Source organism: Stenotrophomonas maltophilia complex sp. Om-AH-Sm3 (assembly GCF_059337855.1).
In genome coordinates, this window is sequence record NZ_JBYBLQ010000020.1 from 40,319 (window position 1) to 55,650 (window position 15,332).

General features: G+C 66.0%; 10 protein-coding genes. 7 read left to right on the top strand and 3 right to left on the bottom strand.

The annotated features are described in order from the left end of the window. Positions 1 to 170: 170 nt before the first annotated feature. From AC10QF_RS18130 to AC10QF_RS18140, 3 genes are read left to right on the top strand one after another with little or no spacing between them, the layout of a single operon-like run. The gene (locus tag AC10QF_RS18130) at positions 171 to 827 is read left to right on the top strand and encodes a TetR/AcrR family transcriptional regulator (RefSeq protein WP_005417420.1); all 657 of its coding nucleotides are present in this window, start codon (positions 171 to 173) and stop codon (positions 825 to 827) included. Next, positions 827 to 2,095, top strand: a complete 1,269-nt coding sequence (locus tag AC10QF_RS18135) for an efflux RND transporter periplasmic adaptor subunit (protein ID WP_069139730.1) — start codon at positions 827 to 829, stop codon at positions 2,093 to 2,095. The genes AC10QF_RS18130 and AC10QF_RS18135 overlap by 1 nt, the downstream gene beginning before the upstream one ends. A 15-nt stretch (positions 2,096 to 2,110) precedes the next feature. Next, complete coding sequence (locus AC10QF_RS18140; protein WP_005417430.1) at positions 2,111 to 5,284, top strand: multidrug efflux RND transporter permease subunit; 3,174 nt, start codon at positions 2,111 to 2,113, stop codon at positions 5,282 to 5,284. Positions 5,285 to 5,436: 152 nt separating this feature from the next. Here AC10QF_RS18140 and AC10QF_RS18145 read toward each other — a convergent pair whose 3' ends face one another. Beyond that, positions 5,437 to 5,700, bottom strand: a complete 264-nt coding sequence (locus AC10QF_RS18145) for a hypothetical protein (protein WP_494542635.1) — start codon at positions 5,698 to 5,700, stop codon at positions 5,437 to 5,439. 168 nt (positions 5,701 to 5,868) lie between these two features. After that, positions 5,869 to 7,017, bottom strand: a complete 1,149-nt coding sequence (locus AC10QF_RS18150; RefSeq protein ID WP_021202719.1) for an acyl-CoA dehydrogenase family protein — start codon at positions 7,015 to 7,017, stop codon at positions 5,869 to 5,871. Positions 7,018 to 7,170: 153 nt separating this feature from the next. On the opposite strand from AC10QF_RS18150, the gene AC10QF_RS18155 reads away from it, so the two are divergent. From AC10QF_RS18155 to AC10QF_RS18170, 4 genes are all read left to right on the top strand, one after another. Further along, positions 7,171 to 8,100 carry an ArsR/SmtB family transcription factor gene (locus AC10QF_RS18155; protein ID WP_019660391.1) on the top strand — a complete coding sequence of 310 codons (930 nt, stop codon included), beginning with the start codon at positions 7,171 to 7,173 and terminating at the stop codon, positions 8,098 to 8,100. Positions 8,101 to 8,113: 13 nt separating this feature from the next. Continuing rightward, on the top strand, positions 8,114 to 9,205 hold the full coding sequence (locus AC10QF_RS18160) for a homocysteine S-methyltransferase family protein (RefSeq protein ID WP_494542630.1): 1,092 nt from the start codon (positions 8,114 to 8,116) through the stop codon (positions 9,203 to 9,205). Between the two features lie 57 nt (positions 9,206 to 9,262). Beyond that, positions 9,263 to 11,947, top strand: a complete 2,685-nt coding sequence (gene metH / locus AC10QF_RS18165; RefSeq protein ID WP_494542631.1) for a methionine synthase — start codon at positions 9,263 to 9,265, stop codon at positions 11,945 to 11,947. Positions 11,948 to 12,032: 85 nt separating this feature from the next. Next, positions 12,033 to 13,217, top strand: coding sequence for an MFS transporter (locus AC10QF_RS18170; RefSeq protein ID WP_111176092.1), 1,185 nt, complete (start codon positions 12,033 to 12,035; stop codon positions 13,215 to 13,217). A gap of 12 nt (positions 13,218 to 13,229) precedes the next feature. Here the strand turns inward: AC10QF_RS18170 and AC10QF_RS18175 are convergent, their stop codons facing one another. Beyond that, positions 13,230 to 15,302, bottom strand: coding sequence for an acyltransferase family protein (locus AC10QF_RS18175; protein WP_494542632.1), 2,073 nt, complete (start codon positions 15,300 to 15,302; stop codon positions 13,230 to 13,232). Positions 15,303 to 15,332 lie beyond the last annotated feature (30 nt).

The following is a 15,332-nucleotide window of genomic DNA, read 5'->3' on the forward strand; positions in this document are numbered from 1 at the left end:
AAGCAGATTCGGGTTTGCTGCGGTTTAGACGCCTATTCAGTTCGCTCCGGTATGGAGCTGGCGCCGGCTTCAGCACTGCCGACAGGATCGGCAAAGCGTGTTACCGGAAGACACACGCGGCGACGCCGATTCGATTCCACAATCCTGAACTGGACGGTATAGTCCACCGCGTGAACCCGGCCTACCTCCCCGTTGCCCTCGACGCACGCGATGAGCGCGTGTTCGATGCCGTGCGCGAACTGCTGGCCCAGCAGGGCATCCAGATGAGCATGGACGCGGTGGCCCAGCATGCCGGCTGTTCCAAGCAGACCCTCTACTCGCGCTATGGCAGCAAGCAGCAACTGCTGCGCCGGGTAATGCAGCGCCACGTCGGCCACGCCACCGGGGCCATGGTTCGTGCACTCCGCAGTGACGACCTGCGTGCCAGCCTGCTCCAGTTCGCCACCGACTTCCTGGAGCATTTCAACCAACCGCACGTAGGGCAGGCCTGCCGGCTGATCGCGGCCGAGGCGGCCCAGTTTCCCGAAGAGGCGCGTACGCTGTACCGGCATGGTGCCGGCGCGTTGTCGCTTCATCTTGCTGAATGGATTGAAACCGTTTGCATGCAGGGCCAGCTCCGGCATGACGACCCGCACTTCATGGCCGAACTGCTGCTGAGCATGATCGCCGGTCAGGATTTCGACAAACAGCGCTTCCATACCCCCCACCGTGATGACGCGCTCTTGCGTCGGCGCTGGGCAGAGTTCTCCGTCGACAGCTTCCTGCGCGCCTTCGCGCCTCAGCCGTCGCCGGCCCCGTCTACAAACCAACCCCGGAGTTCCTCCTGATGACCGCCCCACTCCGCACCCTTGCCTTGACGTGCGCCGTTGCTGTCGCGCTGGCTGCCTGCAAGAAGCCGGAACAGCAGACGCCCCCGCCGCCGGAGGTGGGCGTGATCGACGCCAAGCCGCAGACCCTGCCGCTGCAGCGCGAACTGGTCGGCCGCCTGTCGCCGTTCCGCAGCGCCGACGTCCGCGCACGCGTGCCCGGCGTGCTGCTCAAGCGCGTCTACCAGGAAGGCTCGCAGGTCAAGCAGGGCCAGACCCTGTTCCTGATCGACCCGGCGCCGCTGCGTGCCTCGCTCAACGCCTCCGAGGCCCAGCTGGCCTCGGCCCGCGCGACCTACGCCAACGCCAAGGTCGCCGCCGACCGCGCACGCTCGCTGGCCCCGCAGCAGTTCGTCTCCAAGTCCGACCTGGACAACGCCGAATCGGCCGAGCGCACCGCGCTGGCCGCGGTCAAACAGGCCGAAGCGGCAGTGACCTCCTCGCGGATCAACCTGGGCTATGCCGAAGTGACCGCGCCGATCAGTGGCGTGGCCAACAAGCAGCAGGTCACCGAGGGCGCGCTGGTGGGCCAGGGCGATGTGACCCTGCTGACCACCGTCGACCAGCTCGACCCGCTGTACGTCAACTTCTCGTTGAGCGTGGACGAGCTGACCCAGCTGCGCGCGCAGCAGGCCAAGGGCGCGCTGGCGCTGTCCGGCGACGGCAAGGCCACGGTCAACGTCAAGCTCGCCGACGGCACCACCTATGGTGAGCCGGGCACGCTGGACTTCTCCTCGACCACGGTCGACCCGGCCACCGGCGCCGTGTCGTTGCGCGCGCTGCTGCCGAACCCGCAGCAGATCCTGCTGCCGGGCGCCTTCGTCAGCTTCCAGGCCAACCTGGGCGAGCGCAACAACGCCTTCCTGGTGCCGCAGCAGGCCCTGCTGCGCGATACCACCGGCGGCTACGTGATGGTGGTCGGCGCCGACGGCAAGGTCGTGCGCAAGAACGTGAAGACCGATGGCGCGCAGAACGGCAACTGGCTGGTCAGCGACGGCCTGGCCGCCGGTGACAAGGTGATCGTGGCCGGCGTGCAGAAGGTCAAGGAAGGTGCACCGGCGGTGGCCAAGCCGTGGACCCCTGGCCAGGACGCCAACGGCAAGCCGGCCGCAGGCGGCGCCGCCCCGGCGGGCGCTGCACCGGCTGCAGGCAAGGCACCGGCCGACGCGGCCAAGCCCGAGCAGGCCGATGCGGCCAAGCCGGCCGCCACCGATTCGAACAAGCAGTAACGGGAACCTTCCGTCATGCCTAAATTTTTCATCGAACATCCAGTCTTCGCCTGGGTGGTTGCGATCCTGATCTCGCTCAGCGGCGTGATCGCGATCCTCAACCTGGGCGTGGAGTCCTATCCCAACATCGCCCCGCCGCAGGTCACCGTCTCGGCGACCTATCCGGGCGCCAGCGCCGATACCACGGAAAAGTCGGTCACCCAGGTGATCGAGCAGCAGCTGACCGGCATCGATCACCTGCTGTACTTCAGCTCCTCGTCCGCCTCCAACGGCCGTGCACAGATCACCCTGACCTTCGAGACCGGTACCGATCCGGACATCGCCCAGGTGCAGGTGCAGAACAAGGTCTCGCTGGCCACGCCACGCCTGCCTTCGGAAGTCACCCAGCAGGGCGTGGTGGTGGCCAAGGCCAACGCCGGCTTCCTGATGGTGGTGGCGCTGCAGTCCGATACCCCGACCATCAACCGTGACGCGCTGAACGACATCGTGGGCTCGCGCGTGCTCGACCAGGTCTCGCGCATCCCCGGCGTCGGCAGCACCCAGCAGTTCGGTTCCGAGTACGCCATGAACATCTGGCTGAACCCGGAAAAGATGCAGGGCTACGGCCTGTCGGCCAGCCAGGTACTGGCCGCGGTGCGTGCGCAGAACGTGCAGTTCGCCGCCGGCGCGCTGGGTTCGGATCCGTCGCCGGAAGGCCAGCACTTCACCGCCACGGTCTCGGCCGAAGGCCGCTTCAGCTCGCCGCAGGAGTTCGAGAACATCATCCTGCGCGCCAATGCTGACGGTTCGCGCGTGCTGCTGAAGGACATCGCCCGCGTTGCCTTCGGTGCCAACAACTACGGTTTCGACACCCAGTACAACGGCAAGCCGACCGGTGCCTTCGCCATCCAGCTGCTGCCGGGCGCCAACGCCCTGAACGTGGCCGAAGCGGTGCGCGCCAAGATGGACGAGCTGCAGCCCAGCTTCCCGGCAGGGGTCACCTGGTTCTCGCCGTACGACAGCACCACCTTCGTCAAGATCTCGATCCAGGAAGTGGTCAAGACCCTGTTTGAAGCGGTCTTGCTGGTGTTCCTGGTGATGCTGATCTTCCTGCAGAACTTCCGCGCCACCCTGATCCCGACCCTGGTCATCCCGGTCGCCCTGCTCGGTACCTTCCTGGGCATGTGGATGATCGGCTTCACGATCAACCAGCTGACGCTGTTCGCGATGGTGCTGGCGATCGGCATCGTGGTCGACGACGCGATCGTGGTGATCGAGAACGTCGAACGCATCATGACCGAGGAGGGCCTGGCGCCGAAGCCGGCCACGCAGAAGGCGATGACCCAGATCACCGGTGCGGTGGTGGCGATCACCGTCGTGCTGGCCGCGGTGTTCATCCCCTCCGCCCTGCAGGGCGGTGCCGCCGGTGAGATCTACAAGCAGTTCGCGCTGACCATCGCCATCTCGATGGCATTCTCGGCGTTCCTGGCGCTGGGCTTCACCCCGGCGCTGTGCGCGACCTTCCTCAAGCCGACGCACAACGACAACCCGAACATCGTCTACCGCACCTTCAACAAGTACTACGACAAGATCAGCCACACCTACGTGGGGCACATCACCTCGGCGGTGCGCCATGCGCCGCGCTGGATGATCCTGTTCGTGGTGCTGACCGCGCTGTGCGGCTTCCTGTTCACCCGCATGCCGGGCAGCTTCCTGCCGGAAGAAGACCAGGGCTATGCGCTGGCGATCGTGCAGCTGCCGCCGGGCTCGACCAAGGGCCAGACCAACGAAGTGTTCGCGCAGATGCGTGGCATCCTGGAAAAGCAGGATGGCTATGAAGGCATGCTGCAGGTGGCCGGCTTCAGCTTCGTCGGTTCCGGCGAGAACGTGGGCATGGGCTTCATCCGCCTGAAGCCGTGGGAGGAACGCAAGTTCACCGCGCCCGAGTTCATCCAGAACATGAACGGCGCGTTCTACGGCATCAAGGAAGCGCAGATCTTCGTGGTCAACCTGCCCACCGTGCAGGGCCTCGGCCAGTTCGGTGGCTTTGACATGTGGCTGCAGGACCGTAGCGGTGCCGGCTACGAACAGTTGACCCAGGCCCGCAACATCCTGCTCGGCCAGGCCGCGCAGAAGCCGGACCACCTGGTCGGCGTGCGCCCCAACGGCCTGGAAAACGCGCCGCAGCTGCAGCTGCACGTGGACCGCGTGCAGGCGCAGTCGATGGGCATGTCGGTGTCGGACGTGTACAGCACCATCCAGCTGATGCTGGCCCCGGTGTACGTCAACGACTTCTTCTACGAAGGCCGCATCAAGCGCGTGACCATGCAGGCCGATGGTCCGTACCGCACTGGCCAGGAATCGCTGAAGAGCTTCTACAGCCCGTCCAGCCTGACCCAGAACGCCGATGGCACCAACGCGATGATTCCGTTGAACACGGTGGTCAAGTCCGAATGGGTGTCGGCGCCACCGTCGCTGAGCCGCTACAACGGCTACTCGGCGATCAACATCGTCGGTTCGCAGGCACCGGGCACCAGCTCGGGTGAGGCGATGCAGACCATGGAAGGCATCGTCAACGACGACCTGCCGGCCGGCTTCGGCTACGACTGGTCGGGCATGTCCTACCAGGAAATCCTGGCCGGCAACGCTGCGACCCTGCTGCTGGTGCTGTCCATCGTGGTGGTGTTCCTGTGCCTTGCCGCCCTGTATGAAAGCTGGTCGATCCCGGTGGCGGTGCTGCTGGTGGTGCCGCTGGGCGTGCTGGGTGCCCTCGGCCTGTCGATGCTGCGCGGCCTGCCCAACGATCTGTTCTTCAAGATCGGCCTGATCACCGTGATCGGCCTGGCGGCGAAGAACGCGATCCTGATCGTGGAGTTCGCGGTGGAGCAGCGCGCAGCAGGCAAGAACCTGCGTGATGCCACCATCGAAGCGGCGCGCCTGCGTTTCCGCCCGATCCTGATGACCTCGTTCGCGTTCATCATGGGCGTGATCCCGATGGCGATCTCCACCGGTGCCGGCGCCAACTCCCGCCACGCCATCGGTACCGGCGTGATCGGCGGCATGCTGTTCGCCACCCTGCTCGGCCTGCTGATGATCCCGGTGTTCTTCGTGGTCGTGCGCCGCATGCTGGGCGACAAGCTGGACGAACCGTCCAAGGAGTTCATGGAACGCCAGCGCGATGCGGATGCCGCACATCGTCCGGATCGTTGATCCGGTGCTGCGCTGAGAACGAGAAGGCCCCGGAGCGATCCGGGGCCTTTTTATTGCCACAGTTGAATTCATGCCAACCCAGGTTGGCATCTACCGGAACAACGGCATGGCCGGTAGCCGCCAACCTGGGTTGGCGCTGTTCGGGCAACGCCTCAGCGCATCACCGCGACCACGGCGCACACCGCCACCAGAATCAGCGAGGCCCACTGCATGGGTAAGAAGAAGAAATGGTGGGGCGCGGCCTCCCCCTTCTGCCGCGGCGCACGGTTGAGCCACAGGCCCAGAACCACGTTCACCGCTGCGCCGAGGCCTGCGCCCAACAGAACCTGTGACAGCGGAGTATTGCCCTTGGGGCCGTCATGCGGAAAGAAGTACGCCAGCAGCAGGATCGCTGCAATCGGCGTCACCAGCGTCATGATTCCCCAACCGCGATAGATCACGTCGTCATCCTCGAAGAAACGGACTGCATTAGAGCAGCATGCGTCTCTGCAGGCCAACGGCAATGACGTCATCTGGATGACCATCATCCACGCGTGGCGTGGACCTACCGCCGCGCCGCCATTGCGGCGGCGCGGCCATGCGACTCAGCGCAGCCCGGTTTCGTTGCGGGCGATCACCAGGCGCTGGATCTCCGAAGTACCTTCGTAGATCTCGGTGATCTTGGCATCACGGAAGTAGCGCTCCAGCGGCATTTCCTTGGAATACCCCATGCCGCCGTGGATCTGCACCGCCTGGTGGGTAATCCACATCGCCGCCTCAGAGGCGGTCAGCTTGGCAATGGCAGCCTCATTGCTGAAGCGCTTGCCCTGGCCCTTCACCCACGCCGCGCGCAGGGTCAGCAGCAGCGCTGCGTCCAGCTTGCACTTCATGTCGGCGATCTTGGCCTGGGTCATCTGGAAGGTGCCGATGGCCGCGCCGAACGCCTTGCGCTCCTTCACGTATTCCAGAGTCGCTTCATAGGCGGCACGGGCGATGCCGATGGCCTGCGAAGCGATGCCGATGCGGCCGGCATCGAGCACGCTCATGGCGATCTTGAAGCCCTCGCCTTCCTGGCCCAGCACGTCTTCGGCCCGCGCCACGTAATCGTTGAACTCGATCTCGCAGGTAGCCGAGGCGCGGATGCCCAGCTTCGGCTCGGTCTTGCCGCGGCCGAAGCCGGCCTTGTCGGTGTCGATGAGGAAGGCGGTGATGCCGCGTGCGCCCTTGTCCGGCTCGCTCATCGCGAACAGCACGATGTACTTTGCCACCGGGCCGGAGGTGATCCAGCTCTTCTTGCCATTGATGACAAAGGTGCCGTCTGCCTGCTTCACCGCGCGGCAGCGCATGGCCGTGGCGTCGGAGCCGGACTGCGGCTCGGTCAGCGCAAACGCGCCGATAGCCTCGCCCTCGGCGATGGCACGCACGTACTTCTGCTTCTGCTGCTCGGAACCGTGAGTGAGGATGCCGTTGCAGAACAGCGAGTTGTTGACGGACATGATCGTCGAATGGGCTGCGTCGGCGGCGGCGACCTCCACCATCGCCAGCACGTACGCGATCGGGTCCATGCCCGCGCCGCCGTATTCGGTCGGCACTTCGATGCCCATCAGGCCGTTCTCGCCCAACAGGCGAATGTTGTCCAGCGGGAACTCGCCGGTACGGTCATGATGCTCCGCGCTCGGGGCGATCTTCTCCTGCGCGATACGCCGCGCCACGTCCTGCAGCATCAACTGCTCTTCGGTAAAGCTGAAATCCACAACACCCTCCCGGGTACATGAAGTTATGGGCCGCATACGGCGCGCCCAGGTGCCTCGATTGTACCGGGGGCCGGCTGCTTCCGTACGCTGCCGACTTGACCGCGACAGGCCCTCTCGGCCAATATATCTCTATATCGCGATAGGTAGATGTTTATGGATCTGGAAGACTGGTCGACCCGCCTGAAGGTGTTCGCCGATGCCACTCGCGTCCGCCTGCTGGCGCTGCTGGAGCAGGAGGAACTGACCGTGGCCGAACTGTCGGCGATCACCCGGCTGGCGCAGCCGCGCGTGTCCACCCACCTGGCACGCCTGAAGGAAGCCGGCCTGGTCCGCGACCGCCGTGCTGGCGTGTCGGCGTACTACCGCTTCGACGAGGCCCAGCTGGACCCGGCGCAGCGTGCATTGTGGCATGCCTTGAGCAACGGAAGCGATGACCCGCTGCTGCGCCAGGATGCCGAACGCGTCGCCGCCGTGCTGGCGCACCGCGCCTCGGACCAGAACTGGGCCGACAGCGTGGCCGGCGACATGGAACGCCACTACTCACCTGGCCGCACCTGGGAGGCACTGGCGCGTACCGCGCTGCCGCTGCTGGAGACCGGCGACGTGCTGGATATCGCCTCCGGTGACGGCGTGCTGGCCGAACTGGTAGCCCCACATGCCAAGCGCTACATCTGCATCGACACCAGCGCGCGCGTGGTCGCCGCCGCCAGCGAACGCCTGCGCCGCCTGCCGAACGTGGAAGTGCGCGAGGGCGACATGCATGCACTGCCGTTCAAGGATGCCAGCTTCGATCTGGTCGTGCTGATGCACGCGCTGACCTACGCCAGCAAGCCGGCGCAGGCGGTGACCGAAGCCGCGCGCGTGCTGCGGCCCGGTGGCCGGCTGCTGCTGTGCAGCCTGGCGCGCCACGAGCACAAGGCCGCCGTGGAGGCCTATGGCCATGTCAACCTCGGCTTCAGCGACAAGGAGCTGCGCAGGTTCGTCGACAAGGCCGGCCTGCAGGTGTCCAGCCTGGAGACGGTCACCCGCGAGAAACGCCCGCCGCACTTTGAAGTGATTTCGCTGATCGCCAACAAGCCCTGAGCCCGAGACCGCCATGCCTGCCCTGCCTTGGTTGCATCCCGATCGTGCCAACGCGCTGCTCGACGCCCTGCGCGAGCGGATCCTGATCATCGACGGCGCGATGGGCACGATGATCCAGCGCCATGGCCTGCAGGAAGGCGATTACCGTGGCGAGCGCTTCGCCGGTGGCTACGACCATGCGCATGGCCCCGGCTGTGACCACGGCGTGCCCGAAGGCCATGATCTGAAGGGCAACAACGATCTGCTGCTGCTGACCCGGCCGCAGATCGTCGCCGACATCCATACCGCCTACCTGGAGGCAGGCGCGGATCTGGTCGAGACCAACACCTTCAATGCCACCTCGGTCAGCCAAGCTGACTACCACCTCGAGCACCTGGTGTACGAACTGAACAAGGCCGGTGCGGCCGTCGCGCGCGCCTGCTGTGACGTGGCGGAAGCGACCACGCCCGGCAAGCCGCGCTTCGTGATCGGGGTGATCGGCCCGACCAGCCGCACCGCCTCGATCAGTCCCGACGTGAACGATCCGGGCTTCCGCAACACCAGCTTCGACGAGCTTCGCGACACCTATCGCGAAGCCATCGAAGGCCTGATCGACGGCGGCGCCGATACCCTGATGGTCGAGACCATCTTCGACACGCTCAACGCCAAGGCCGCGCTGTATGCGCTGGAGGAAGCGTTCGATGCGCGCGGCGCGCGGCTGCCGGTGATGATCTCCGGCACCATCACCGACGCTTCCGGTCGCACCCTGTCCGGGCAGACCGCCGAGGCCTTCCACGCATCGCTCGCCCACGCCCGACCGTTGTCAATCGGCTTGAACTGCGCGCTGGGCGCCGATGCGATGCGCCCGCATGTGGAAACCCTCTCGCAGGTCGCCGACTGCTATGTCAGCGCCCACCCCAACGCCGGCCTGCCCAACGCGTTCGGCGAGTACGACGAAACCCCTGAAGAGATGGCCACCACCCTGCGGGGCTTCGCCGAGGATGGCCTGTTGAACCTGGTCGGCGGCTGCTGTGGCTCCACCCCCGAGCATATCCGTGCGATTGCCAATGCCGTGGCCGGACTGCCGCCGCGCGCACTGCCCGGCACCCGGGAGCAGGCCGCATGAACGTTGCCGCCACCGTCCCGCACTTCCCGCCCTACTGCTGTTGAGCCACCGCCTGCCATGACACCCGCCCGCCCCACCCGCCTGTCCGGCCTGGAACCTCTGGTCATTACGCCCGACCTGCTGTTCATCAACGTCGGCGAACGCACCAACGTCACCGGCAGCGCGCAGTTCCGCAAGCTGATCAAGGAAGGCCGCTACGAGGAGGCGGTGGACGTGGCCCGCCAGCAGGTGGCCAGCGGCGCGCAGATCCTCGACGTCAACATGGACGAGGGCCTGATCGATTCGGAAGCGGCGATGACGCGCTACCTCAACCTGATCATGTCCGAGCCGGACATCGCGCGCATCCCGGTGATGGTCGACTCCTCCAAGTGGAGCGTGATCGAGGCCGGCCTGAAATGCCTGCAGGGCAAGAGCGTGGTCAACTCGATCTCGCTGAAGGAAGGCGAAGCGCTGTTCCGCGAGCACGCGCGCAAGGTGCTGCGCTATGGTGCCGCGGCAGTGGTGATGGCGTTTGACGAGGCCGGGCAGGCAGACACCTGTGCGCGCAAGGTCGAGATCTGCACACGCGCCTACCGCATCCTGGTCGACGAGATCGGCTTCCCGCCGCAGGACATCATCTTCGACCCGAACATCTTCGCCGTCGCCACCGGCATTGAAGAGCACGACAACTACGCGGTGGACTTCATCGAAGCCACCCGCATCATCAAGCAGACCCTTCCGCACTGCCATGTCTCCGGCGGCGTCTCCAACGTCTCGTTCTCGTTCCGAGGCAACGAAACCGTGCGCCAGGCCATCCATTCGGTGTTCCTGTACCACGCGATCGCCGCCGGCATGGACATGGGCATCGTCAACGCCGGCGCGATGCCGATCTACGACGAACTGGAGCCGGACCTGCGCGAGCGTGTCGAGGACGTGATCCTCAACCGCCGAAGCGATGCCACCGAGCGCCTGCTGGAGATCGCCGAGCGCTACAAGGGCAAGAAAGGCGCGGCGAAGTCCGAAGATCTGGCCTGGCGCGACAAGCCGGTGGCACAGCGCTTGGCACATGCCCTGGTACACGGCCTGGATGCCTTCGTCGAGGAAGACACCGAACTGGCCCGGCAGGCCTCCAGCCGCCCGCTGGACGTGATCGAAGGACCGCTTATGGACGGCATGAACATCGTCGGCGACCTGTTCGGCGCCGGCAAGATGTTCCTGCCACAGGTGGTGAAATCCGCGCGCGTGATGAAGAAGGCCGTGGCTTACCTGCTGCCTTACATCGAAGCGGAAAAGGCGCGCAGCGGTGACACCGCCAAGAGCAACGGCAAGATCATCATGGCCACGGTGAAGGGCGATGTGCATGACATCGGCAAGAACATCGTCGGCGTCGTACTGGCCTGCAACAACTTCGACGTGGTCGACCTCGGCGTGATGGTGCCGGCGCAGAAGATCCTCGATGCTGCCCGCGAGCACAACGCCGACCTGATCGGCCTGTCCGGGCTGATCACCCCGTCCCTGGAGGAGATGAGCCACGTCGCCCGCGAGATGGAGCGCCAGGGCTTCGACCTGCCGCTGCTGATCGGGGGCGCGACCACTTCGCGTGCGCATACCGCGCTGAAGATCGACCCGCACTACAAGGCGCCGACGGTGTGGGTGAAGGATGCGTCGCGCGCGGTTGGCGTGGCGCAGTCGCTGATCTCGCGTGATCTGCGCGAGGCCTTCGTTGCCGCCAACGAAGCCGACTATGCCGAAATCCGCGCACGCCACCGCAACCGGGGCGACGCCAAGCGCCTGGTCACACTGGAACATGCGCGCGCGCAGAAATTCCAGGGCGGCTGGGACAGTTACACGCCACCGGCACCGAATCAACCCGGCCTGCACGTGGTCGACGACTATCCCCTGGCCGAACTGGTCGACTACATCGACTGGACGCCGTTCTTCCAGGCCTGGGAGCTGGCCGGCAAGTTCCCGGCGATCCTCACCGACGGGATCGTCGGTACCCAGGCCAGCGAGCTGTACAAGGATGCCCGTGCGATGCTCGAGCGCATCGTCGGCGAGAAGTGGCTGACGGCCAAGGCCGTGTTCGGCCTGTGGCCGGCCAACAGCATCGGCGACGACGTCCGCGTGCAGCACGCACAGGGCGAAACCACCCTGCACTTCCTTCGCCAGCAGGTGGACAAGCCAGCCGAACGCCCGGATTTCTGCCTGGCCGATTTCATTGCGCCGGCCGACAGCGGAAAGCAGGACTGGATCGGCGCCTTCGCCGTCACTGCCGGCATCGGCATCGACGCCCACGTCGCGCGCTTCGAAGCCGAGCACGACGATTACAACGCGATCCTGCTGAAAGCACTGGCCGACCGCTTCGCCGAGGCGCTGGCCGAGCGCCTGCACCAGCGCGTGCGTACCGAATTCTGGGGCTACGACCGCGCCGAGACGCTGGACAACGAGGCCCTGATCGACGAGCAGTACCGCGGCATCCGTCCGGCCCCGGGCTACCCGGCCTGCCCCGAGCACAGCGAGAAACGCCGCCTGTTCGACCTGCTGCAGGCTGAGAAGAACGCGGGCATGGAACTGACCGAGAGCTTCGCGATGCTGCCCACGGCCGCTGTCTCGGGCTACTACTTCAGCCATCCGCAGAGCCAGTACTTCGTGGTCGGGCGGCTCAGCCGCGAACAGGTCACCGACTATGCCCGGCGCAAGGGCGTGGACCGCGCCCAAGCCGAACGCTGGCTGGCCTCCAACCTCGACTATGACCCCGAATGACACAAAAGGGGACGGAGGGGATTAAGTCGTTTGTGCATTAGCGACTTAATCCCCTCCGTCCCCTTTTTTGCTTCATCATTCGGCGATGACCGTTCCCGTTGCCCGCCTCTCAAGTTTCTACCTGTTCTACTACGCGGCGCTCGGCGCGTTCACGCCGTACTGGAGCCTGTTCCTGACCGCGCGCGGCATGAGCGTGACCGCGATCAGCGTGATGATGGGCCTGTGGTACGCCACCCGCGTGATCGCACCCAGTACCTGGACCTCGCTGGCGGCCGCATCACCGCGGCCGATCCGCCTGCTGCGCGTCGGCTGCGTGCTGACCCTGCTCAGCTTCGCTGCCTTCCTGCTGCCACTGCCGCAGGCATGGATGTACCCGGCGATGATCGTGTTCTGCTTCTTCTACAACGCGGTGATGCCGCAGTTCGAGTCGATCACCCTCACCCACCTGGGCAACGACAGCCATCGTTACGGGTTGATCCGGGTCTGGGGTTCGCTCGGCTTCATCGCCGTGGTCACCTTGTTCGGCTGGCTGATCGAAGACGATGGCGCCGGCAACCACGCCGGATTGTTGCCGTGGATGATGCTGCCCCTGTTCGTGCTGCTGGTTGCCTCGGCCTTCAGCAACCACTACGCGCGCGGCATCGGCAAGACTGCGGGTGACACCAGCGGCTTCTGGCAGATCGTGCGCCGACCACCGGTGCTGGCGTTCTTCCTGGCCGCCTTCATGGAACAGCTGTCGTTCGGCCCGTACTACACGTTCTTTTCGGTCTACATGGACCATCACGGCTACCGTACCTCCACCCTTGGCCTGCTGTGGACCATCGGCGTGGTCTTCGAAGTGGGCGTGTTCTTCACCATCGGCCGCTTCTTCCGCCGCTACGACGCCAGCTGGATGCTGCTGATCGCGCTGGTCAGTTCCTGCCTGCGCTGGGCCGTGACCGCACTGTTCCCGGAGAACCTGCCGGTGATGCTGCTGGCGCAGACCGCGCACGCGCTGGGCTTTGCCGCGTTCTTCGCTGCAGCGATGCAGATGCTGGCGACCTACTTCCCCGGTCGTCTCAACGGCCACGGCCAAGGACTGCTGTACGGCTTTTCGTCCGGTGTCGGCGGTGTGCTGGGCGCGCTCATTGCCGGCCAACTGTGGAAGATCGACGACGGCCGCACCGCGTTCCTGGCCGGCAGCGGCTTCGCCCTGATTGGCGCCCTGCTCTGCTTCTTCGCGCTGAGCCTGCCGCTGATACGCGCGCGCCGGACCCACGGCGCACACTGACAACGCTCCGATTCAGCGCTGCAGCAACACCTGCTGCAGCGATGGCAGCAGCACGCGGTTGCCATGCGCGCTGAGATGATCGCCATCGAAGAACAGCGGGCGGCCATCGCGCTGCGCGGGACATAGCGCGTCGTCGCACAGCACCGGCATCGGGTCCCACAGCACGCCACCCGGCAGTCCATCAACCACCTGCCGCAGGCTGCCCAGCATCGGCGCACGCAGCGCTTCCATCGCCTCGCGCGTGCTGTCCAGGCCATTGCGGCAGACTTCGTTGCGCGAATTGAATCGGTCCGAGCAGCGATAGGGCGGCGCCGGCAGCACCGGCTTGGGCGCCTCCAGCACGATGCGCACACCGCGCTCGGCCAGTGGCTTCCACTGCTTGATCGCCTCGACCGCTTCGGCCTCACGCCCTGCCGTGGCCTCCGCTGTCAGTTCGCCCGCCAGCTGCGCCCGCGCATCGAACAGCACGAACTGATCGGACAGGCGCGGCATCCGCAGCGACACCAGCACCACGGCATCGCCCGGCTGCGCGCGCCGCGCGATATCGGCGAACACCGCGGCATCGAAATCAGCGCAACCGGCACCCGCCCCACGCCACTTCTGCAGGCTCACCTGCGGGCATCCGCCGCGGCCATAGAGGGAGACCTCCGAGCCGGTTTCCAGCGCCAGCCGCTGCAGCAGCTCGATGTAAGCCATCGCATGCGAATCACCGGCAACAAACACCCGCTTCGGCGCGCCGGCCGGCGTCGGGCGGTCGCAGTTTCCACGGGCAAAGGTCCGCGCACTGCCGCCTTCGAAACGATGCTTGGCAGCCAGCAGAGCGCAATTGGGATAATCGCCAGCCACGCTCTTGCCATTGGGGTACCAATCGGCCGGATGCCGGCTGACGGTACTCAGCGACAGTCGTGGCGCCTGCTGATAGAGCAATGCCTGGATACCGGCGGCACACAGCAGTACGACCGCGCCGGCCAGCACCCAACGCCCGGGGCGCAGGCGCTGTGCCAACGTGCCGCGGAACGGCTGTTCCACCCAGCGCCACGACGCCCATGACAGCACCAGTACCAGCACCATCGCAGCGGTCATCTGCCAGGGTGTCTGCAGGCCCACGGTCCAGCGCATCAGCACGAACACCGGCCAGTGCCACAGATACAGCGAGTACGAAAGCAGACCGATGCGGCGCATCGGAGCGCTGGCCAACAGGCGCGCCACCCATGCCTGCGGATGGTGATGCAGCGCCCAGAGCAGGCCCGCGGTGGCGAAGGCCGGCAGCAGGCCGTCAGGCCACGGCGAGCGCCCGGCACGCGAGGACCATAGCGCCCACCCCAGCAGGGCCAGCGCCATCATGGCCAGCAGGGAAAACACCGGCGCAGCGCGCTTCAGTGCCTGACTGGTTGCCGGGTCCAGCGATTGCCGCACGTGCAGCAGCTGGAACAGCAGCACGCCCAGCCCCATTTGCCAGAGACGGGTGCTGGTGGCGTAGAACGCCCACGATGGCGGCGCCTCGCGCAGACCCAGCACCGCAGCGTGCAGCAGCGATGCCATGCTGACCAGTGCGAACAGGCCCAGGCTGATCCAACGCCCGCGCGCGCCACGTGCCCAGGCCAGGAACAGCAACGGGAACAGCAGGTAGAACTGCTCTTCCACACCCAGCGACCAGGTATGGGTATAGGGATTGAATTCGGCCTTGGGCGCGAAGTAATCGTTGCCGATCGCCGCCAGCACCCAGTTGCTGAAGCCGAACAACGCCATCAGCCCCGTCTTGTCGCTGGCTTCGCTGAGCCACGACTCGGGAATGAACAGCACGCTCGCCACAGCGGTCAGCAACACGCACGCCAGCAGCGCTGGTGCGATGCGACGGATGCGACGCGCATAGAAGCGCAGCATCGACTGCCCCAGCGACAGCGGCGGCAGCCGGTGTACTGATGCGCTGACCACGAAACCGGAGATGACGAAGAACACATCCACGCCAGTGAACCCGCCTGGCAACCAGGCCGGGTCCAGGTGGAACACGATGACGGCCAGCACCGCGATCGCGCGCAGGCCGTCAATGTGCGGCACGTAGCCGCGGCTTGGATCAGCGGTCATCCCTTCCCCCACGGCCGCGACGGCAGCGCG

What these genes read in the sequence shown, in the direction of transcription:
- AC10QF_RS18135 (WP_069139730.1), top strand. Translation starts at nt 827, where the DNA reads ATGACCGCCCCACTCCGCACCCTTGCCTTGACGTGCGCCGTTGCTGTC.
- AC10QF_RS18140 (WP_005417430.1), top strand. Translation starts at nt 2,111, where the DNA reads ATGCCTAAATTTTTCATCGAACATCCAGTCTTCGCCTGGGTGGTTGCG.
- AC10QF_RS18145 (WP_494542635.1), bottom strand. Translation starts at nt 5,700, where the DNA reads ATGACGCTGGTGACGCCGATTGCAGCGATCCTGCTGCTGGCGTACTTC.
- AC10QF_RS18155 (WP_019660391.1), top strand. Translation starts at nt 7,171, where the DNA reads ATGGATCTGGAAGACTGGTCGACCCGCCTGAAGGTGTTCGCCGATGCC.
- AC10QF_RS18160 (WP_494542630.1), top strand. Translation starts at nt 8,114, where the DNA reads ATGCCTGCCCTGCCTTGGTTGCATCCCGATCGTGCCAACGCGCTGCTC.
- metH (WP_494542631.1), top strand. Translation starts at nt 9,263, where the DNA reads ATGACACCCGCCCGCCCCACCCGCCTGTCCGGCCTGGAACCTCTGGTC.
- AC10QF_RS18170 (WP_111176092.1), top strand. Translation starts at nt 12,033, where the DNA reads ATGACCGTTCCCGTTGCCCGCCTCTCAAGTTTCTACCTGTTCTACTAC.
- AC10QF_RS18175 (WP_494542632.1), bottom strand. Translation starts at nt 15,302, where the DNA reads ATGACCGCTGATCCAAGCCGCGGCTACGTGCCGCACATTGACGGCCTG.